Source organism: Sphingomonas crocodyli (assembly GCF_004005865.1).
GTDB lineage: Bacteria > Pseudomonadota > Alphaproteobacteria > Sphingomonadales > Sphingomonadaceae > Rhizorhabdus > Rhizorhabdus crocodyli.
In genome coordinates this window covers 2,985,079-3,004,038 of record NZ_SACN01000001.1, presented here as the reverse complement: position 1 = coordinate 3,004,038, position 18,960 = coordinate 2,985,079, and the positions used below count along the sequence as shown (strand labels likewise).

The window sequence follows — 18,960 nt, the reverse complement described above, 5'->3', positions numbered from 1 at the left end:
GGGCAAAACGGGACCACTTTCACAGCTACTATCAAGCTGGAATCGAAGAGGTCAATACCATCGCATATTGAGAGAAATGGTGGAGCCGAGGGGGATCGAACCCCTGACCTTCGCAATGCCATTGCGACGCTCTCCCAGCTGAGCTACGGCCCCGTTCCATTCGTCGCGCCGCCCTGGGAGGCAGCGGAGGGCGCCCTTTAGGTCAGGGCGCGGATGGCTGCAAGAGGCTTTTGCACCCTTGCGAAAAAATCCGCGGACGGCGCCCGGAAGGCGGCCGCCCGCGGGCCAGAATCAATTCTCGTCGTCGTCGTTGTCGGTCGACAGACCGATATCGTCGTCGCCACCCAGATCGACATCGTCGTCCGGATTCTGTTCGGCGTCCTCGTCGATATCCAGATCCTCGTCATCGGACAGGTCCGAATCCTGGCGCTCCGGCGTTTCCTTCTTCGGCGCGTCGAACGGCAGCGGCTGCTTCGACTTCAGGAAGGGTTCGGGTTCCCAAAGGGTGCCGCATTCGATGCAGGCCACCGGGTCTTCCTTGCCCAGATCGTAGAAGCGAGTGCCGCATTTCGGGCAGACCCGCTTGGTGCCCCATTCCGGTTTCACCACGGTCAGATAACTCCAGCAGAAAACGAAGGTCCGCATGCCCCGACGATGTCGAAACGCGGAAACGTCGCGCGCCTTGCCATAGCGTAGGGCCGCTGTCAAAAGCCCGCCCCATCATGCATGGCTCCAATCCCACGCCGATGGCGTTTCGCAGCAACGGTCCGCTGACCGGCACGGTCGCGGTTCCGGGCGACAAGTCGATCTCGCACCGATCGCTGATGCTGTCCGCGCTTGCAGTGGGCGAAAGCGTGGTCGAAGGGCTGCTGGAGGGCGAGGACGTCCTGGCCACCGCCGCGGCGATGCGCGCGATGGGGGCGCAGATCACGCGCGGCGATGACGGGCGCTGGCGGATCCACGGCGTGGGCGTCGGCAGCCTGCTGCAGCCCGAGACGGCGATCGAGATGGGCAATTCGGGCACGTCGACCCGCCTGCTGATGGGCCTGGTCGCAAGCCACCCGATCACTGCGACGTTCACCGGCGACGCTTCGCTGTCGAAGCGGCCGATGGGGCGCGTAATCGAACCGCTGTCGTTGATGGGCGCTGATTTCACGACCAGCCCCGGCGGCCGCCTGCCGCTGACGATGCGGGGGATCAGCCCGGCGGTGCCGATCGAATATCGCCTGCCGGTCGCATCGGCGCAGGTGAAGTCGGCGGTGCTGCTGGCGGGCCTTAATACGGCGGGGATCACCCGCGTGATCGAGCCTGTGCCGACGCGCGATCATAGCGAGCGGATGCTCAAGGGCTTTGGCGCCGATCTGTCGGTGGAGCTGGACGGAACGACGCGGATCATTTCGATCCGGGGCGAGGCCGAGCTGAAGCCGCAGCATATCGTGGTGCCGGGCGATCCGTCTTCGGCGGCATTCCCGGTGGTCGCGGCGTTGCTGGTGCCGGGATCGCATGTGACCGTGACCAATGTCGGGCTGAACCCGACCCGTGCGGCTCTGTTCGATGTGCTGCGGATGATGGGCGGCAACATCGAGTTCGCCAACCGTCGTGAGGTGGGCGGCGAGCCGGTGGCCGACATCGTCGTGCGCGGATCGACGCTCAAGGGCATCGAAACCCCGGTCGAGACGGTCGCGAGCATGGTCGACGAATATCCGGTGCTGTTCGTCGCCGCCGCGCTGGCCGAAGGGCGGACGATCGCGCGTGGGCTGGAGGAGCTGCGCGTCAAGGAATCGGATCGGATCGCGGTAATGGCCGAAGGGCTGCGCGCGATCGGCGCGCGGGTCGAGGAACTCGAGGACGGGATGATCATCGACGGCACTGGGGGCGAGACGCTGCCCGGCGGTGCGACGATCGCCGCGCGGCTCGATCACCGGATCGCAATGAGCTTCGCGGTGGCGGGGCTGGTGTCGAAGGCGGACGTGACGATCGACGATATGGCGCCGGTCGCGACCAGCTTTCCGGGTTTCGTGGATTTGATGAAGGCTTTGGGGGCGGACGTAGCGTGATCATTGCGGTGGATGGCCCAGCGGCGTCGGGCAAGGGGACGATCGCGAAGGCGCTGGCGAAGCATTATGGCCTCCCGCATCTCGACACGGGGCTGCTCTATCGCGCGGTCGGGGTGTCGGTGACGCGCGCGGGCGGCGATCCGGGCGATGCCGCCGATGCGCTGCGGGCCTGCGAGTTCGATCCGGCGCTGCTCGACGATCCTGCGCTCAAGACCGAGGCGGCGGGGAAGGCCGCGTCGATCGTGTCGGCGCATCCGCAGGTGCGCGAGGCGCTGCTGCAGCGGCAGCGCGATTTCGCGATGCAGGATGGCGGCGCGGTGCTCGACGGGCGTGATATCGGCACGGTGATCGCGCCCGATGCGTCGGCCAAATTGTTCGTCACCGCCACGTCGCAGGTGCGCGCTCAGCGCCGCTTTCGCGAGCTGGACGCGATGGGGCAGGGGGTGACGTATGACAGCGTCCTGGCCGACATATTGGCGCGCGACGAACGCGACTCCGGACGGTCCGCCGCACCGCTGCGACAGGCGGAGGATGCGGACTTGCTGGATACCAGCGATCTGAGTATAGACGCCGCCGTCCAACGGGCGATTTCGCTCGTGGAAGCCAGGACGGCAGACCGCTAAACCAGCGGCTATCGCAGGCGTGACAGGGGGACGGTGACAATAGCCGGTCCCTTGGCGCGCCTTTTCCGTTTGGAGCGAATCTCGCCCCGGCTTCCGCGATCGCAGCCGTTCTGCGGATGCCGTGTCGGGCATGGGGCCCGCATGGCTTTCTGGCCTCCAAGACCCCCGGATCCAACCGGGCGGCCGGAAAAACGAACGTAGGAACCTCTTTTATGGCAACTGCCGCCAACCCGACCCGCGACGATTTCGCGGCTCTCCTCAATCAGACCCTCGGCGAGGGCGAAGGCTTTGAAGGCCGCGTCGTCAAGGGCACCGTCACCGGCATCGAGAATGATCTGGCCGTCATCGACGTCGGCCTGAAGTCCGAAGGCCGTGTTCCCCTCCGCGAGTTCGCGGCCCCCGGCCAGAAGGCTGACCTGAAGGTCGGCGACGAAGTCGAGGTCTATGTCGACCGCGTCGAGAACATCCACGGCGAAGCGATGCTGTCGCGCGACCGCGCCCGCCGCGAAGCCGCCTGGGACAAGCTGGAAGGCGAGTTCGGCGAAGGCAAGCGCGTCGAAGGCGTGATCTTCGGCCGCGTGAAGGGCGGCTTCACCGTCGACCTGAACGGCGCAGTCGCGTTCCTTCCGGGTTCGCAGGTCGATATCCGTCCGGTGCGCGACGTCACCCCGCTGATGGATATCCCGCAGCCGTTCCAGATCCTGAAGATGGATCGCCGCCGCGGCAACATCGTCGTGTCGCGCCGCGCCGTTCTGGAAGAGACCCGCGCCGAACAGCGTTCGGGCCTGATCCAGTCGCTGCATGAAGGCCAGGTGATCGAAGGCGTCGTCAAGAACATCACCGATTATGGTGCGTTCGTTGATCTGGGCGGCATCGACGGCCTGCTGCACGTCACCGACCTCAGCTACAAGCGCGTTGGCCATCCGAACGAGATGATCAACATCGGCGACGTCGTGAAGGTGCAGATCATCCGCATCAACAAGGACACGCAGCGCATCTCGCTGGGCATGAAGCAGCTCGAGAGCGATCCGTGGGAAGGCGCCGGCGCCAAGTATCCGATCGGTGGCAAGTTCACCGGCCGCGTGACCAACATCACCGAGTACGGCGCGTTCGTCGAGCTGGAGCCGGGCATCGAAGGCCTGGTCCACGTTTCGGAAATGAGCTGGACCAAGAAGAACGTCCATCCGGGCAAGATCGTTTCGACCTCGCAGGAAGTCGACGTGGTCATCCTCGAGGTCGACGCCGACAAGCGCCGCATCTCGCTGGGCCTCAAGCAGGCGGTCAACAACCCCTGGGAGAGCTTCGCCGAGCGTCACCCGATCGGTTCGACCGTCGAAGGCGAAGTCAAGAACGCCACCGAGTTCGGCCTGTTCATCGGCCTGGACGGCGACGTGGACGGCATGGTCCACATGTCGGACATCGCCTGGGGCGTGTCGGGCGAAGAAGCTCTGGCGCTTCACCACAAGGGTGAGACCGTCAAGGCGATCGTCCTCGACATCGATTCGGAGAAGGAGCGTATCTCGCTCGGCATCAAGCAGCTCGAGCGCGGCGGTGTCGCGGCGGGTGGCGCTTCGGCCGGCGGTTCGGGCCTGAACAAGAACGCGATCGTCACGATCACGGTCATGGCCGTCACCGATGGCGGTCTGGAAGTCCAGGCCGGCGACGATGGCGCGATCGGCTTCATCAAGCGTGGCGACCTCGGCCGCGACCGCGACGAACAGCGTCCGGAGCGTTTCCAGGTCGGCCAGAAGTTCGACGCGATGGTCACCGGCTTCGATCGTTCGAAGAAGCCGACCTTCTCGGTCAAGGCGATGCAGATCGCCGAAGAGAAGCAGGCCGTTGCGCAGTACGGCTCGTCGGACTCGGGTGCGTCGCTCGGCGACATCCTGGGCGCGGCGCTCAAGGCCAAGAACGACGCCAGCTAATCGGCTGGTCCGTTAGAAACAAGGAGGGCGTCGGAGCGATCCGGCGCCCTTTTTGTTTGTCGTCGCGCCCCTGTCGCATTCCCCGCGCACCATGCTAGGTATTGCGAATCATTCGCATAAAATAGGGGATGTCGATGTCGAAGCGCTGGATTCTCATGCTGGGCGCGCTCGCCGCGACACCCGCGATGGCGCAGGACAATGCGCCGCAGCGCCTGATCACCGTAGTCGGCGTCGGCATTGATCGTACGCAGCCTGATGTCGCGATGCTCGATTTCACGCTGCGGGGCGAAGGGGACAATGCGGATGCGGCCGCCAGCGCGTTGGTGGCTCGTCAGAAGGCGTTGACCAGCGGGCTGATGGCGTTGCTCGGATCCACCACCGATATCACGACCAGCAACGTCAATGTGACCGAGGTCCGCGATCGGGCCTGCAACGACGGACGCCCGCCTTTCGGCGCCGCCAGCACGCTGAGCCGCGGGGCGTGCGCCGTCATTGGCTATATCGCCTTCATTCAGGGGCAGGTGCGGACTCGCACGGTCGACAAGATCGCAACGGCGGCCGGGCTTGCCGGGCGGCTGGGCGCGAGCGACGCACGCGTGACGAACTTCGCGCTCGCCGATCCTGAGGCGGCACAGCGCCGCGCCGCCGTTGAGGCGATGAAGGACGCAAGGCAGCGCGCGGAAACTGTGGCGACGGGCGCCGGCGTCAAGCTGGGTGAGGTGGCGACGATCCGCGATCAGGTCGCGGGCGGAACCCAGGAACTTTATGTGACGGCGCAAAGGGCGGTGACGATCACGCCGAGCGCACCGCCTCCGCCGCCGCCCATCCCGATCGACGTGAAACTGCGCCCCATCGAGACCCGCGCGCAGATCACGGTCAGTTACGAGATCGCACGTTAAACGATAGTATCGATCACTCTGATCCTATGTATGCGTTTCTATCGATCAGAGCGGCGGGCCATAAGGGCGCAACCAAGGAGGTGCGCCATGCGGCACGATCTATCAACGTCCCCCGATTTCGCGGCCAGCCGCGCGGCGATCCGCGCGCAGCTGCGGAAGCTGGCGCTCACCGAGCGGCTGAACCGCGGGCAGATCTATACGCGGGTGCAGGCGGACTGACGGCCGCCGGGGCCGTCAGTGCTGTTTGGCGGCCAGTTGCGCGAGCCGCGATTTGACGATCTGCGCCTTCAGCTTCGCGGCCCCGGCGTGATCGCCTTTCTTCGATTTGGAGTCGGCGAGGATCAACTGCATGCCGGTATCGTCGAGCGCGTGGGTATCGACATAGGAATCGCCGATCGTGGCGATCGCCTGATCGAAGGCGGTGTCTGCGGCGGCATAATCGCCGTTCGCGAGGGCCAGATGGCCTTCGGCGGCATATTTGGTCGCGGGATTGTCAGTCTGAACTGTCGCCATCTTCGAAGCCTCTTGCTTGGTCTGGGTCGGCGCCGCCTGCCCGCAGGCCGGCAGCATCATCAGCGCGGCGATGATCGCCGCGCGGCCCGGATCAGGGATTGATGCGCGTAAGGTTCCCATTCGAACCTTCATAATAAGCGAGATGATATTTGGTTGCGAGTTCGCTCGACGCCTGGCTCGCGGCGTCGGCGAAACTCTTGCCCTCGCCGACCAGCTGGCTGATCCGCGCGTTCTGCGCATTGTTGAGCGCGGTATAGTCGACATTGGCGGGCGTCTGATCGGTGCGCATCATCACGAACTGCCGATCGCCGCTCTGCGCCATGATCAGATTGTGGCCCTCGTTGATCATCACCGCGACATCGGCGCCGCTGAACGAAATGCCGGTATCCCCCGAATCATAGGGGTGGGTGTGGAACACGCCGAGCAACTGATAACGGGAAGGATCGGGGTTGGTATAATCGGGTGTGAAGGTGCCCGGCGTGCTGCCGTGGCCGCCGACGTTGAGCATCACGATCTCACCACTCTTCTTGTCGAAGAAGAGGGTGCCGCCCTGTTCCTTGGCGCTGCCGCTGGGGAAGCTGTTGTCCCACTGCTTGTCGAAGCCGGCCTGCAGCGTGCGCGAGAAGTTGATCGACGACGGCGCCGAAGCCGGATCGGCGGGGGTGGCAAGCTGCGGCCCGGTGGTCGCGGGTTGCCCGTTGGCGCCGTGGGTCGACGCGTCCTCGATCATCTCCCCGATCTTGTCGACGATCGATCGGAGCGCATCGCCGATCTTGTCGAAGATGCCCGACAGGAAATGGCCCGCATCGACCGGGTTCAGCCGCGCCGCGACTTCGCCATGCGTCGCCTGGGCGAGCGCGGGATCGCTGGCCGCAATCTCGGCAATGCCGGCATGAACCTTGGCGAGATCGACGCCGGTCGAGGTGCCGGCGCCGGCGACGAGATTGGCCGCGAGCAGCGCGGGATCGCTGCTGTCAGTCGGCTGCCGCGCGAGGAGGTCGCTGGTGGAGGTGCCGCCGACCTGGCTCAGGGGAAGGGTCATATATCCTGCTCCGCTACTGATCCGATGACCGTAGCGAAGGGGGAGGGGCGGCTGGATAAGCGATCCGACTAGGGCGCTAAGCCGCTGTCGTGCCTATCTTTCATCCTCGTTAAACAGCGTGGAGAAGCGAAATGAGCGACGACAGCGGCTCGGTAGGCGGCGTCGGTGGCGTAGGCGGAAGCTCGGGCGCAGGCGCATCCTCGGCGGCGGATGCGGCGTCGCAGGCCAATGCGGTCGATGCGGTTGCGGAGAGCATGGTCGACAATGCGACGACTGCTGTCGGCGTCGATACCGCCGCACTCGCGGGGCAACTCGCCGCCGTCGAATCGATGGTCGATCCTGCGGCCGCGCAGGCGCTGCAGGCATCGATCGAGGCGCAGCTGTCGCCGGTCGAGGTCGGGCAGTTCCAGGCCTCGCTCGATGCGGCCCGCGCGGCGCAGCCTGCCACGTCGCTGGTCGATCAGATCAATGCCTCACCGCTGGCGGGGATGACCTTCGCCGGATCGCTGATCGACGCATGCGGCAATCCGGTCGCGACGCTGAGCGCGCCCAGCCAGCTCGCCCCCGGCAAGATGTCGTTCGATCAGGTGATGGACCATATCGGCAAGATCACAGGCGGCCCGATTTCGGGCGTGATGTATAACGGCGCCTATCTGGGCGGCGCGAGCCAGAAGACGCTCGATGCGGTCTATGGCGTCGGCAAGGCACTCGACGGCTTCGTCGAACCGCTCTCGGATCGGGCGACGTCCAATCCGGTGTGGTGATGCGATGCGCGCCCTCCCCGATTTGGGCCGGGGAGGGCGTCGCGGATCATTTCAGGCTGAGGATATAGTCCGCGACCTGTTCGGCCGACTGCGGGTTCTTCAGGCCCATGAAGGGCATGCGCGTGCCGGGTATGGTGGCCTGCGGCGACTGGATGAACTTGATCAGGTTCGCGCGGGTCCACTTGATCCCCGATTTCTTCATCGCGGGCGAAAAGGCGAATCCGGGCACCGCGCCCGCCGTCTCGCCACCGATGCCGAAGAGATTCGGGCCGATCCCGTTGGGCGCGCCTTTGTCGACCTTATGGCAGGCCGCGCACACGCCGAAGATCGGCGGTTTGGGCAACGGAGCCGCGGCGGCAGGCGCGACAGGCGCCAGAATCGCAGCGGCAAAGACGGCCGAAATCAAACGGTTGCGCATCCAATATCCCCCCGGAGCACGGAAATCCGCCAGAATCTAGATTTTCGTCGCAAAGCGCGCAAGCAGCCGCCGCGCGATCCATTGATTTGCGTCATGTTTTCTCGCTAAACTGAGCAATCGACGCAACGACGGCGGGGGGAATGCCGTTCCGGGGCGATCGAATGCAACACGCGCATGTGAGGACATGTGTTGGAACGGCATGGTTTGAGGGGAATCATGGCATGATCAGGTCTGAACTGGTCGAATTGCTGGCACGGGATAATCCCGATCTTTCGCCCAAGGAGGTCGAAAAGATCGTGACGACGTTCTTTGAGGCGATTTCGCAACGGCTTGCTGAAGGCGGGCGCGTCGAGCTGCGCGGCTTCGGCGCTTTCTCGACACGGGCACGCGAAGCCCGTCAGGGGCGTAATCCGCGCACCGGCGACGCGGTGTCGGTGGAGGCCAAGCGCGTACCTTATTTCAAGCCGGGCAAGGAGATGCGCGCGCGCCTCAACGTTTGATGGGGCTTGGCGCAGGCGTCCGCACCGCGCTATGGCGCGGCCGCGGCGCTGGCGGGCGTGGCGAAACTGGTAGACGCAACGGACTTGAACCAAATCGGGTGCTCGCGGGGAAACCCGCGATGCAGAACTGCTCAAATTCGGGGAAGCCTTCAGGTTCCTGGTAATCCCGAGCCAAGCCGCAGGGGCATGCTCCTGCGGAAGGTGTAGAGACTAGACGGGCAGCGCCTACGTCTTCGGATAGGGCGAAGGGATAGTCCGGACCACGAACGTCGGCGCATGCGCGCAGGCGGCGGCGAAAGCCGAAGTGGTGTGAAAATCCGTCGGGCCGCAAGGCTCTTGAGGGTTCGATCCCCTCCGCCCGCACCAGCGCCGCATCACTCGATTTTTACCCGCTTCGGCGCTGAAAATGTGCCCATCGGGTTGCATCAACCCGGAATTAACAATCCTTTGCTAAATGGCAGGCTCCCGCGCCGTTTTTCCGTTTTGCGACAGCAGCCTTTTCAGGCAGACGGAAATGGAACGTGGGATTGGGTTCCGGCGATGTCCCCTTATGGGACGGCTGCCGGGACACGAGCAGCGGGATGATGTGTGTGATGCGTAAGCCGGTGGTTGGGGCGATCTTTGCAGCGATGCTGGCGGGGCTTTCGGCCGCGCCCGCGCTCGCGCAGACCAGCGCGGCGGTCGCCGCCGTGTCGGATGCGCCCGTCGCGCCGTCCCCCTTGAAGCCCTATCGCATCAATCCGGGTGACGAGATCGAAGTCTATGTGTGGGGCGACGAACGGCTCCAGCGCGCGTTGAAGGTGCTGCCCGACGGCAGCGTCTCCTTCCCGCTGGTCGGCCGGATCGATGCGCTGAACAAGCTGCCGTCCGATCTGGAAACCGTGATCACCGCAGGGCTGGCGGATCAGTATCGCAACGGCGTGCCGCGCGTCACCGTGGCGGTGAAGAACCCTGCGGGCCTGAGCTTTTCGGTGGCCGGCCGCGTCAAGGCGCCGGGCAGCTTCACGCCCGGCCATTATATGAACGTCCTCGAAGCGGTCAGCGTCGCCGGCGGCCCGACCGAGTTCGCGGATCTTTCCAAGGTCAAGATCTACCGTAAGCGCGGTGCGCAGCTCACGGTGATCGACGTCAAGCTCGACAGCGCGATGAAGGGATCGCCCACGCAGGCGGATCTCCAGAGCGGTCTTGTCGAGCTTCAGAGCGGGGATGTGGTGGTCGTTCCATGATGATGACGATGGGGGCATATCGGACGGGCGCTGCCGCGATCGTGGTGGCACTGGCGGGGCTTGCGACGCCGGCAATGGCCGCGAACGTGAAGGCGGCCGTCGAAACGTCGGTCCGGCTGGGCTATTCGAGCAATCCGTTTCTGTCGGCGGGCAATGACCTGGCGTCCGGATCGGTCACGGGCAGCATCGATCCGTCGCTGACATGGGTGACGGAAAAGGGCAGCGTCGTCCTGCGCGGCAATTACGACCGCACCGAATATTTCCGCAATTATGACGGCGTCAGCGGCTATGGCGGCGGACTGGACGTCAAGCAGAAGCTCAGCCCCACCCTCGATGTCTTTGGCGGGCTGCGCTACGACAGCCGCATCATCGGCCAGGGCAATGACGACATTGCCGGCGCGCCGGGTTCGCTGCCCATCGACGATACCGACGTCAACCTGATCGGCACGCGCCAGCGCAGCAACACGCTGCAGGCGTCGGGCGGCTATAGCTGGCAGGTCTCGCCGCGCGATACGATCACCGGCAATGCATCGGCGGCGTTCACGCGCTTTCCGGGCCGCGTGGCCGGTTCGGATTCGGACAATCTGGGCGGCACGGTCGGCTATCAGCGCGCGATCAGCGAGAAGACCAAGATCGGCGTCAGCGGCACCGTCTATCATATCAGCTACGACACGCCCGGCCTCGACACGCTGGTGATGCAGCCGAACGTGACCTTTTCGACCAGCTTTTCCGAAACCTGGTCCTTCGATGCGTCCTTGGGCGTCTCCTTCACCGACCTGAAGATTCCGGGGGCAGGGAACGATCAGCGCAATACCGGCTGGGCCGGTACCGCCGATCTTTGCCATCGCGGCCGCGTGAACAATTTCTGCTTCTCGGCGTCGCGTCAGGTGAGCGCATCCGGCTTCGGCGGCACGGTCACGCGCGACCAGCTGGCGTTCAACATGCACCAGCAGTTGACCGAGCGGCTTGGCTTCAACGGCGGCGGCAGCTTCTCGCAGAGCGAGAGCCAGGCCTTCGCCATCGGCAAGCGCCGGTTCGCATCGGTGCAGGGCGGCCTCGATTACAAGCTGTTCCCGAATGTCGTCGTCGGGGCCGATGCGCATTATCGCGACGTGTTCGGCAATCGCGGCGGCGTGACCAACAGCCGCTTCGACACCAAGGCCGACGTCGGCGGCGAAATCAGCGCCACCCTGATCCTGCCGCGATCCTGATGACCGAAGCGGGCCTGCCCAACGCCGATCAGGAGCTGTACGAGGGCCTCCTCGGCTATCTGCCGTCGATCCTGATCCAGCGAAAATGGTTCGTGCTGGCGCCGATGTTCGCGTGTGAGATTGCGGGCCTGGCCTTCGCCTTCGCGCTGCCGACGCGCTATCAATCGTCGGCGACGATCGTTGTGCAGTCGAAGGATCTGCCCGACGACATTGCCAATTCGCCCGCCAGCGACATGATCGATCAGCGGCTGGCCAAGATCAAACAGCAGGTGCTGAGCCGGCCCGAGCTGATCGAGATCATCCAGAACAACGCGCTCTACCTCAATGAACGGCGCAGCCAGCCGCTGTCGCAGATCATCGAAAAGATGCGCAAGGACACCGATATCGTCCCCGTCGCGTCGGACTTTGCGCCGGCCGCGCGCAACCGATCCAACACGATCGCCTTCGCGATCAGCTTCACCTATGACGACGCCGCCAAGGCGCAGGCGGTGACGCAGGAGTTCACCCAGCGGCTGCTGCGCATCGATTCGAGCCAGCTGAACGAACAGGCGAACGCCACGGTCAATTTCCTGCGCGATCAGGCGCAGGGCATCCAGATCAAGGCGGCCGAGGTCGAGGCGCAGATCGAACAGATCAAGAGCCGCAACGGCCTCGCGCTCTCGCGGCTGGGCGGTTACGTGCCGAACACCAGCAGCTACGACATCCAGATTTCGGGGCTGCAGCGCGAAAATACCGATCTGATGGCCAAAGCCAGCGGCATGGCGACCGCGGGCGACGACAATCTGGCCAAGGCCGAAGCGCAGCTGGCGGCCGCCAAGGCGCTCTATTCGGACAATCACCCCGACGTGATCGCGGCCGAGCAGCGCGTGGTCGAGGCGCGGGCGCTGGCGAAGTCTGTTGCGACCAAGACGACGCCCAATGCGCTGTCGAGCAAGCAGATCGCCGACAACAACCGCGCGATCGCGGCGCTGAATGCGCAGCGTTCGTCGGAAAATGCGCGCGCCAGTGCGACGATGTCGGCGCAGGCGTCCGCCCCGCTGATCGAGGAACAGCTTCGCCAGCTTCAGGGCCGCGCCGATGGCTTCCGCCAGAGCTATGACAAGGTGCAGGCCAGCCTGATGGCGGCCGAAGCGGCGCAGAAGATGGAGATCGAGCAGCGCGGCGATCGCCTCGTCCTCGTCGATCCGCCGACCTTGCCCGATCGCCCGTCCTCGCCCAATCGCCCGCTGCTGATCGGTGGCGGCATTGCGCTGGGCACGTTCGGCGGCGTGATGCTCGCGCTGCTGATCGAATTGTTCATGCGCCCGATCCGGGGAACGGCGTCGCTCCAGAATCTGTTGGGGGTCGGGCCGCTGGTCGTGATACCTACGATCAAGGGCAATGGCCGTTCGTCGGCGCCCAAGCGGCGCTGGTGGCAGCTGTTCAAGCGTAAGGATCGCGCGACCGCATGAGCTACGAACCCGCGCAGCGTGACGAACCCGTCTTTCCGGTGGTCGGCTCCGCCGGACGCCCCTCGGCGTTCGAACGGCTGCGCAAGAATGGCGTCTATGGCTTCGACAGCCGCGATATCCGCTCGCGCCCGTTCAATCTGCTGCGCGCGCAGGTGCTGCGCATCGCGAAGGCCAAGGGGTGGAAGCTGATCGGCGTGACCTCGCCCGCGCCGCGCGTTGGCAAGTCGTTCGTCGCGTCGAACCTTGCGGCCTCGCTGGCGCGCCAGCCCGAGCTTCACACCTATCTGTTCGACTTCGACCTGCGGCGTTCGACGATCGCGCAGAATTTCGCGCTGTCGGGCAAGTTCGGCATCTCGCACTTCCTAGACGGTACGATCTCGGATCTGCAGCAGGTGGCGCGCACGATCGAGGGCGAACAGTTGACGATCTTCCCCAGCTATCCGAACGATGCCGCGTCGGACGAACTGGTCGGCTCCGCGCGGATGGACGCGCTGATCGCCGCGATGCGCCAGCTGCCCGACAACACGATCTGCATCTGCGATCTGCCGCCGGTCTTCGCCAATGACGATGCGGTCGTGATCTCGCAGAAGATCGACGCCTATCTGATGATCGTCGAGGATGGCGTCACCACCCGCAAGCAGGTGCGCGACAGTTTCCGCCTGCTGTCGCCCGCGCCGTGCATCGGCACCGTGCTCAACCGCTACGACACCACCCTGGTCTCGGACGATTATGGCTACAGCTATCGTCCCGACCGCGCCTACGCCGAATATTATTCGAAGGGCTGATTGAAATCCTCCCCCGGAGGGGGAGGGGGACCAGCGCAGCTGGTGGAGGGGTATTCTCCACCAGCGATCGGCCCGTTTGTGGCAACTACCCCTCCACCACCCTTCGGGCGGTCCCCCTCCCCCTCCGGGGGAGGATCTATGGCGTTGACCAGAGGCCGCGCCCGCGCGCAGTCTGCGCCGGCAACAGGGGAGAGATCAATGAAGGGCTGGATGATCGGCGGCGCGGCGGCTGCGCTGGCCGCGATACCGATGGTTGTGGTCGCGCAGGATGCGGGGCCGAAGGGCTTCCTGCCGAGCGGCTATTTCGACCTGATCGACGTCCTGCCGCCGGCCCCGATCAAGGATGAGCCGCGCGGGGTTGCCGATCGCGAGATCTTCAAGCTCACCCGTGCGCTGAAAGGAACGCCGCGCTGGGACATGGCGGTCAACGATCTGGCGGGCGACAGCGCGGCGATGATGCGCGATTTCAGCTGCGCAGCGGGCATCCGCATGACGCCGCAGACCGCACCGAAGACCGCCGCACTGATCGAGAAGGCGACGATCGATGCGGAGGAGGCGGTCGGCAAGGTCAAGGCGTTCTACCGCCGCCAGCGGCCGTTCCAGATCGATCAGGGCGAGGTGTGCGAGCCGGTCGCGAATCTTGCGCGCTCTTATGATTACCCGTCGGGCCATGCGACGCGCGGCTGGACGTGGGGGCTGATCCTGGCCGAGGTGCTGCACAAGCAGGCCGCGCCGATCCTGGCGCGGGCGCGGGCCTTTGGCGAAAGCCGGGTGGTGTGCGGATCGCATAACGCCAGCGCGATCGAGGCGGGGCGGATGGCGGCGAGTTCGGTGCTGGACGTGGTGCGGACCGAGCGAGCCTATGACGATGCAGTCATCGCCTCACGCGCGGAACTGACCGCGCTGGCCAAAAGCGCACCCATCACCGACGGCGCCGCCTGTTCGAACGAGGCGCTGCTCGTCAGCCAGCCGGTGATGCGGTGATCTAAAATCCTCCCCGGAACGGGGAGGGGGACCGCGAAGCGGTGGAGGGGGCGGGAGGCAAAGCGAGCCGCTTGTGGCCAGCCCCCTCCGTCGCCTTCGGCGCCACCTCCCCGCGCCGGGGAGGATCTTCACCAGACCAAAAGAAAAGGGCCGCGCCCGGAGGCGCGGCCCTTTCCCAAATCTTCCGGCGCCGCGCGAGGCGGCGCCAGCGAGATCACATCGCGTTCGAAGCGTTGTCCACCGCGACAGCGTTGGTGTCGGCCATCGCCGCGTTCGAGTCTTCGACGACTTCGGTCGAGTTCTCGACGACGTTGGTGTCGTTGGCGACCGGGGCTTCGGTCTTCTTGCAAGCGGCGACCGAAAGCGACGCAGCGGCGATCAGCGAAAGGGCAACGATCTTCTTCATGATCGGAATCTCCGGAAGTTTTCAAAATCAGTGGCGTGAACGGTCCCAATCCCGTTCAGGCTTGTTTCCCCCCGAAACAGGCGACGACCTTCTTACCTGCATGCTGTGTGCGATGCAATGTCTCTTGTTCCGGTAGTTATTGAGGCTGCGGGGCCGGGGTCTCGGGCGTGGCCGGCTGGGGTGCGGGCGCAGGCGTGGCTTCGGCCGGCGGGATGCCCGCATCGGCATCGGCGGCCGAAGTCGCATCGGAGGCCGGAATCCCGGCATCCTCGTCGACTCCCATCGCGGGGCTGGCCCCTGACGGGTTGGCTACGCCGTCGGTCGCGGCGGTATCGTCCGCGCCGGGGCCGGCGCCGTCCAGATTGAGGATCTGCGCCTGTCGCCGCTGCAAATAGGCCGACCGCGCCGCAGCATAAGGATCGAGCGCGCTCTCGAGGAAATTGTCCGCGCCACTCTCGATCATCGAATTGCGCGCGTCGATCACGGTCGCGGCGATCAGGCCGTAACGCACTTCCTGCGGCAGCCCGCATTCGCGCCGGCACACGCTGTACGGGTCCGCGAACCAGCCCACGCCGGTGCCCACGCCGTCACGTAGCGTCGACGGGCCGAACAGCGGCAGCATCAGATAGGGGCCGCCATTGGCGCCCCAGGCGGCGAGCGTCTGGCCGAAATCTTCGGGCGCAGGCTGGATCTTCGCGCGGGTCGCGACGTCGAACAGACCGCCGACGCCCGCGGTGGTGTTCACCAGGAAGCGGCCGAAATTGCGTGCGGCCCTATCGAACTTGCCCTGCAGGATGTTGTTGATGAAGCTGAACGGCTCGCTGACATTGTTGAAGAAGTTGCGCACGCCGTCGCGGCCCGGCTTCGGCACCACGGCACGATAGACTGTCGTCACGGGCTTGATCACCACCTTGTCGGCGCCACGATTGAAACCCCACACGCCGCGATTCAGGCCTTCCAGCGGGTCGCGTTCGGCCAGGCGGTGCTCACCGACCTGGGTGGTGGTGCAGGCGGGAAGCGCGGCGACGAGCGCCAACGCGGAGAAGATCTGGGCCGTGCGGCGCATGCGGAAAATGTCCCCTTTGTGCGTATTTACGCGCCTGTCATACTCATAAGCCGATCGCAAGTTCCCTTGACCGCATATAAAGACATCTTTATGTCTGCATATATGGCCTCAGATGCATCCGCGATCTTCCGTGCACTGGCCGATCCTACCCGCCTGCGCATCTTTCAGCTGCTGCGCGCGATGGAGTTGTCGATCGGCGAACTGGCCCAGGTTCTGGGGCAGAGCCAGCCGCGCGTCTCGCGCCATGTGAAGATCCTTGCCGATGCCGGGCTTACCGAGCGTCGCAAGGAAGGCAGCTGGGTGTTCCTGGGGCTGGGCGAGGCCGATCGCGTCGCGCCGCTGGTCGCCGCGCTCGATGCGTGGAGCGGCGATCGCGAGGATGCCTGGGTGGTCGCCGATCGTGCGCGCCTGGCCGCCGTTCGCGCCGACCGCGCCTCCGCCGCCGCCCGCTATTTCGCCGAACATGCCGAGGAATGGGATGCGATCCGGTCGCTCCATGTTCCCGAAAGCAAGGTCGAGGCGCGGATCGTGAAGATGCTCGATTCGGCACCGGTCGGCCGGCTGGTCGATATCGGCACGGGCACCGGGCGGATGATCGAGCTGCTGGGGCCGACGGCGGAAACAGCCTTGGGCATCGATCGCAGCCCCGAAATGCTCCGCCTCGCGCGCGCCAAGTTCGCCGAGGAAGGGCTGGAGCAGGCCGAATTGCGGCAGGGCGACATGTATGCGCTGCCGCTGGGCGACGGCGCGGCCGATGTTGTCATCCTCCATCAGGTGCTGCATTTCGCGCAGCAGCCGGCGGCGGCGATCGCAGAGGCGGCGCGGCTGCTCGACGAGGGCGGGCGCCTGCTGATCATCGACTTCGCCAGGCATGATCGCGAGGAGCTTCGCACCCGCGATGCGCATGCGCGATTGGGGTTCGACGATGATCAGCTGCGCGGCTGGTTCGATGCGGCGGGGCTTTCGCTGGTGGACGTGGATGCGCTGGTGGGCGATGCGCTCACCGTCAAATTGTGGTTGGGCGCGCGGGGTACGCGCGCCGCATTGAAGGCAGTACGATGAACTCGGTTCCTTTCGGTCAGCTCGAAGAAGCGCGCCGCGCGCTCGATACCCCCCTGTTCGCCGACGTGGCGGGTGATGCGGCGGTCTCGTTCGAATTCTTCCCGCCCAAGACCGAGAAGATGGAAGAGACTTTGTGGGCGTCGATCCAGACGCTCAAGGTGCTCAAGCCCCGCTTCGTGTCGGTGACCTACGGCGCCGGCGGATCGACGCGGGAACGCACGCACAACACGGTCGCGCGGATCGCGAAGGAAACCGACATTCCGGCCGCCGCGCACCTGACCTGCGTCGAAGCATCGAAGGCCGAGATCGCCGACGTCGCCAACGCCTATTGGGAGGCGGGCGTGCGCCACATCGTCGCGCTGCGCGGCGATCCGCCGGTCGCGGGCACGAAGTTCCAGGCGCATCCCGACGGCTATCAGAATGCCGCCGATCTGGTCGCGGGGTTGAAGTCGCTCCACCCGTTCGAAATCTCGGTCGCGGCCTATCCCGAATGCCACCCGGATTCGGAAAGCGCGGAGTTCGATCTGGCCAATCTGAAGGCCAAGTTCGATGCGGGCGCGGACCGGGCGATCACCCAGTTCTTCTTCTCGCCCGAGCATTATTTCCGCTTCTGCGACAAGGCGCGCGCGGCCGGCATCGATGCCGAGATCGTGCCCGGCATCATGCCCGTTTCCAACTTCGCCGCGACCCAGCGAATGGCGGCGATGTGCAACACCGAAGTGCCCGCGTGGATGGGCCGCCTGTTCGAAGGGCTGGACGATCATCCCGCCTCGCGCCAGCTCGTCGCCGCGACGATCGCGGCCGAGATGTGCCGTAGGCTCTATGCGGGCGGCGTCCGCCAGTTCCATTTCTACACGCTCAACCGCGCCGAATTGTCCTTCGCGATCTGCCACCTGCTGGGGCTGCGCGCGGACAAGGCCGGGCTGGAGAAGGCCGCATGACGACGCTCAAGAAATCCGAAGCCGCCGCGATCTTCCGCCAGCAGGCGAAGGAGCGGATCCTGCTGACCGACGGCGCCGCCGGCACGATGATCCAGCGGTATAAGCTGACCGAGGCCGACTATCGCGGTTCGTACGATCTGCCGTCCGATCAGAAGGGCAATAACGACCTTCTGGTGCTGACGAAGCCCGAGGTGATCGACGAATATACGCGGCAATATCTCGATGCCGGGTCGGACATCGTGTCGACCAACACGTTCAATGCGAACATCATCAGCCAGGGCGATTATGACGCGGTTCACCTGGTGCGCGAGATGAACCTTGCCGCATCGCGGATCGCGCGCAAGGCGGCCGACGATTATGCCGCCAAGGACGGGCGCCCGCGCTTTGTTGCCGGCGCGATCGGGCCGACCAACAAGACGCTGTCGCTGTCGCCCGACGTCAACGATCCGGGTTATCGCGCGGTCGATTTCGATACGATGCGCGATGTTTATCAGGATCAGGTCGCGGCGCTGATGGACGGCGGATGCGACTTCATCCTGATCGAAACGATCTTCGACACGCTGAATGCCAAGGCCGCGATCATGGCGGTATTCGAGGAGCAGACGAAGCGCGGCGTCGAAATCCCGATGATGCTGTCGATGACGATCACCGACATGTCGGGCCGCAACCTCTCCGGTCATTCGGTCGAGGCGTTTTGGCACGCGGTGCGCCACGCGCATCCGCTGACGGTGGGCCTCAACTGCGCCTTCGGGGCCGATCTGCTGCGCGCGCATGTGCAGGTGCTGTCGGGCATCGCCGATGCGCTGGTGATGATCTACCCCAATGCGGGCCTGCCCAACGATCTGGGGCAGTATGATGAGGAACCGCCGACGACCGGCGCGTTCATCTCCGAATGGGCCGAAAAGGGGCTGATCAACGTCGTCGGCGGCTGCTGCGGCACCACGCCGCCGCATATCGCGGCGATGGCGGCGGCGGTCGCGGGCAAGCCCCCGCGCGTGCCGCATGCGCATGATCACCGCATGAAGCTGGCGGGTCTCGACCCGTTCACGATGGCCGCCTAAGGCGCGCCTCGACACGCTGATCCAGA

At 65.3% G+C, this 18,960-nt stretch carries 21 protein-coding genes and 1 tRNA gene; 15 read left to right on the top strand and 7 right to left on the bottom strand.

From position 1 onward, the window contains the following. Positions 1 to 77: 77 nt before the first annotated feature. Positions 78 to 153 (bottom strand) — tRNA-Ala (locus EOD43_RS14385). A gap of 138 nt (positions 154 to 291) precedes the next feature. Continuing rightward, positions 292 to 609, bottom strand: coding sequence for a TIGR02300 family protein (locus tag EOD43_RS14380; RefSeq protein ID WP_127744775.1), 318 nt, complete (start codon positions 607 to 609; stop codon positions 292 to 294). A 113-nt stretch (positions 610 to 722) separates the two neighbouring features. Here EOD43_RS14380 and aroA point away from each other — a divergent pair, with 113 nt between their 5' ends. The 5 genes from aroA (at position 723) to EOD43_RS24060 (ending at position 5,723) form a co-directional block, all read left to right on the top strand. Then, the gene (gene aroA, locus EOD43_RS14375; RefSeq protein ID WP_127744510.1) at positions 723 to 2,057 is read left to right on the top strand and encodes a 3-phosphoshikimate 1-carboxyvinyltransferase; all 1,335 of its coding nucleotides are present in this window, start codon (positions 723 to 725) and stop codon (positions 2,055 to 2,057) included. Then, positions 2,054 to 2,680: a (d)CMP kinase gene (locus EOD43_RS14370; protein WP_127744509.1), complete on the top strand. Its 627-nt coding sequence runs from the start codon at positions 2,054 to 2,056 to the stop codon at positions 2,678 to 2,680. The genes aroA and EOD43_RS14370 overlap by 4 nt, the downstream gene beginning before the upstream one ends. Before the next feature lie 212 nt (positions 2,681 to 2,892). Next, the gene (rpsA, locus tag EOD43_RS14365; RefSeq protein ID WP_127744508.1) at positions 2,893 to 4,605 is read left to right on the top strand and encodes a 30S ribosomal protein S1; all 1,713 of its coding nucleotides are present in this window, start codon (positions 2,893 to 2,895) and stop codon (positions 4,603 to 4,605) included. Between the two features lie 134 nt (positions 4,606 to 4,739). Next, positions 4,740 to 5,504 (top strand): SIMPL domain-containing protein, encoded by a 765-nt coding sequence (locus EOD43_RS14360; protein ID WP_164857233.1) that lies wholly within the window; start codon positions 4,740 to 4,742, stop codon positions 5,502 to 5,504. A gap of 87 nt (positions 5,505 to 5,591) precedes the next feature. Continuing rightward, positions 5,592 to 5,723: a hypothetical protein gene (locus EOD43_RS24060; protein WP_276318193.1), complete on the top strand. Its 132-nt coding sequence runs from the start codon at positions 5,592 to 5,594 to the stop codon at positions 5,721 to 5,723. Between the two features lie 15 nt (positions 5,724 to 5,738). Here the strand turns inward: EOD43_RS24060 and EOD43_RS14355 are convergent, their stop codons facing one another. Together EOD43_RS14355 and EOD43_RS14350 are read right to left on the bottom strand one after the other, a co-directional pair. Further along, positions 5,739 to 6,137, bottom strand: coding sequence for a hypothetical protein (locus EOD43_RS14355; RefSeq protein WP_127744506.1), 399 nt, complete (start codon positions 6,135 to 6,137; stop codon positions 5,739 to 5,741). After that, positions 6,109 to 7,059 (bottom strand): hypothetical protein, encoded by a 951-nt coding sequence (locus EOD43_RS14350; RefSeq protein ID WP_127744505.1) that lies wholly within the window; start codon positions 7,057 to 7,059, stop codon positions 6,109 to 6,111. The genes EOD43_RS14355 and EOD43_RS14350 overlap by 29 nt, the downstream gene beginning before the upstream one ends. 131 nt (positions 7,060 to 7,190) lie before the next feature. On the opposite strand from EOD43_RS14350, the gene EOD43_RS14345 reads away from it, so the two are divergent. Beyond that, a complete protein-coding gene (locus EOD43_RS14345; protein ID WP_127744504.1) occupies positions 7,191 to 7,823 on the top strand; it encodes a hypothetical protein in 633 nt (210 codons plus the stop codon). A 46-nt stretch (positions 7,824 to 7,869) separates the two neighbouring features. On the opposite strand, the gene EOD43_RS14340 is transcribed toward EOD43_RS14345, so the two are convergent. Beyond that, the gene (locus EOD43_RS14340) at positions 7,870 to 8,241 is read right to left on the bottom strand and encodes a c-type cytochrome (protein ID WP_127744503.1); all 372 of its coding nucleotides are present in this window, start codon (positions 8,239 to 8,241) and stop codon (positions 7,870 to 7,872) included. 221 nt (positions 8,242 to 8,462) lie between these two features. Here EOD43_RS14340 and EOD43_RS14335 point away from each other — a divergent pair, with 221 nt between their 5' ends. The 6 genes from EOD43_RS14335 (at position 8,463) to EOD43_RS14310 (ending at position 14,398) form a co-directional block, all read left to right on the top strand. After that, on the top strand, positions 8,463 to 8,741 hold the full coding sequence (locus EOD43_RS14335) for an integration host factor subunit beta (RefSeq protein WP_127744502.1): 279 nt from the start codon (positions 8,463 to 8,465) through the stop codon (positions 8,739 to 8,741). Positions 8,742 to 9,334: 593 nt separating this feature from the next. Further along, positions 9,335 to 9,967 (top strand): polysaccharide biosynthesis/export family protein, encoded by a 633-nt coding sequence (locus EOD43_RS14330; RefSeq protein WP_127744501.1) that lies wholly within the window; start codon positions 9,335 to 9,337, stop codon positions 9,965 to 9,967. Between the two features lie 8 nt (positions 9,968 to 9,975). After that, positions 9,976 to 11,178, top strand: coding sequence for a hypothetical protein (locus EOD43_RS14325; RefSeq protein WP_127744500.1), 1,203 nt, complete (start codon positions 9,976 to 9,978; stop codon positions 11,176 to 11,178). Then, a complete protein-coding gene (locus tag EOD43_RS14320) occupies positions 11,178 to 12,629 on the top strand; it encodes a GumC family protein (protein ID WP_127744499.1) in 1,452 nt (483 codons plus the stop codon). Before EOD43_RS14325 ends, EOD43_RS14320 begins: the two co-directional genes overlap by 1 nt. Continuing rightward, complete coding sequence (locus EOD43_RS14315) at positions 12,626 to 13,414, top strand: CpsD/CapB family tyrosine-protein kinase (protein WP_240653206.1); 789 nt, start codon at positions 12,626 to 12,628, stop codon at positions 13,412 to 13,414. The genes EOD43_RS14320 and EOD43_RS14315 overlap by 4 nt, the downstream gene beginning before the upstream one ends. Before the next feature lie 198 nt (positions 13,415 to 13,612). After that, positions 13,613 to 14,398 (top strand): acid phosphatase, encoded by a 786-nt coding sequence (locus EOD43_RS14310; protein WP_127744498.1) that lies wholly within the window; start codon positions 13,613 to 13,615, stop codon positions 14,396 to 14,398. A gap of 214 nt (positions 14,399 to 14,612) precedes the next feature. Here the strand turns inward: EOD43_RS14310 and EOD43_RS14305 are convergent, their stop codons facing one another. Then, on the bottom strand, positions 14,613 to 14,804 hold the full coding sequence (locus EOD43_RS14305) for a circumsporozoite protein (protein ID WP_127744497.1): 192 nt from the start codon (positions 14,802 to 14,804) through the stop codon (positions 14,613 to 14,615). A gap of 136 nt (positions 14,805 to 14,940) precedes the next feature. After that, entirely contained in the window at positions 14,941 to 15,870 is a 930-nt protein-coding gene (locus EOD43_RS14300) for an MlaA family lipoprotein (protein ID WP_240653205.1), read from the bottom strand. A 90-nt stretch (positions 15,871 to 15,960) separates the two neighbouring features. Here EOD43_RS14300 and EOD43_RS14295 point away from each other — a divergent pair, with 90 nt between their 5' ends. Genes EOD43_RS14295 through EOD43_RS14285 form a run of 3 tightly spaced genes read left to right on the top strand, consistent with a single transcriptional unit; the run spans position 15,961 to position 18,934 of the window. Beyond that, positions 15,961 to 16,932 (top strand): ArsR/SmtB family transcription factor, encoded by a 972-nt coding sequence (locus EOD43_RS14295; RefSeq protein WP_127744496.1) that lies wholly within the window; start codon positions 15,961 to 15,963, stop codon positions 16,930 to 16,932. Beyond that, positions 16,929 to 17,873, top strand: a complete 945-nt coding sequence (metF, locus tag EOD43_RS14290) for a methylenetetrahydrofolate reductase (protein ID WP_127744495.1) — start codon at positions 16,929 to 16,931, stop codon at positions 17,871 to 17,873. The genes EOD43_RS14295 and metF overlap by 4 nt, the downstream gene beginning before the upstream one ends. Next, positions 17,870 to 18,934, top strand: a complete 1,065-nt coding sequence (locus tag EOD43_RS14285; RefSeq protein ID WP_127744494.1) for a homocysteine S-methyltransferase family protein — start codon at positions 17,870 to 17,872, stop codon at positions 18,932 to 18,934. The genes metF and EOD43_RS14285 overlap by 4 nt, the downstream gene beginning before the upstream one ends. Positions 18,935 to 18,960: the final 26 nt, after the last annotated feature.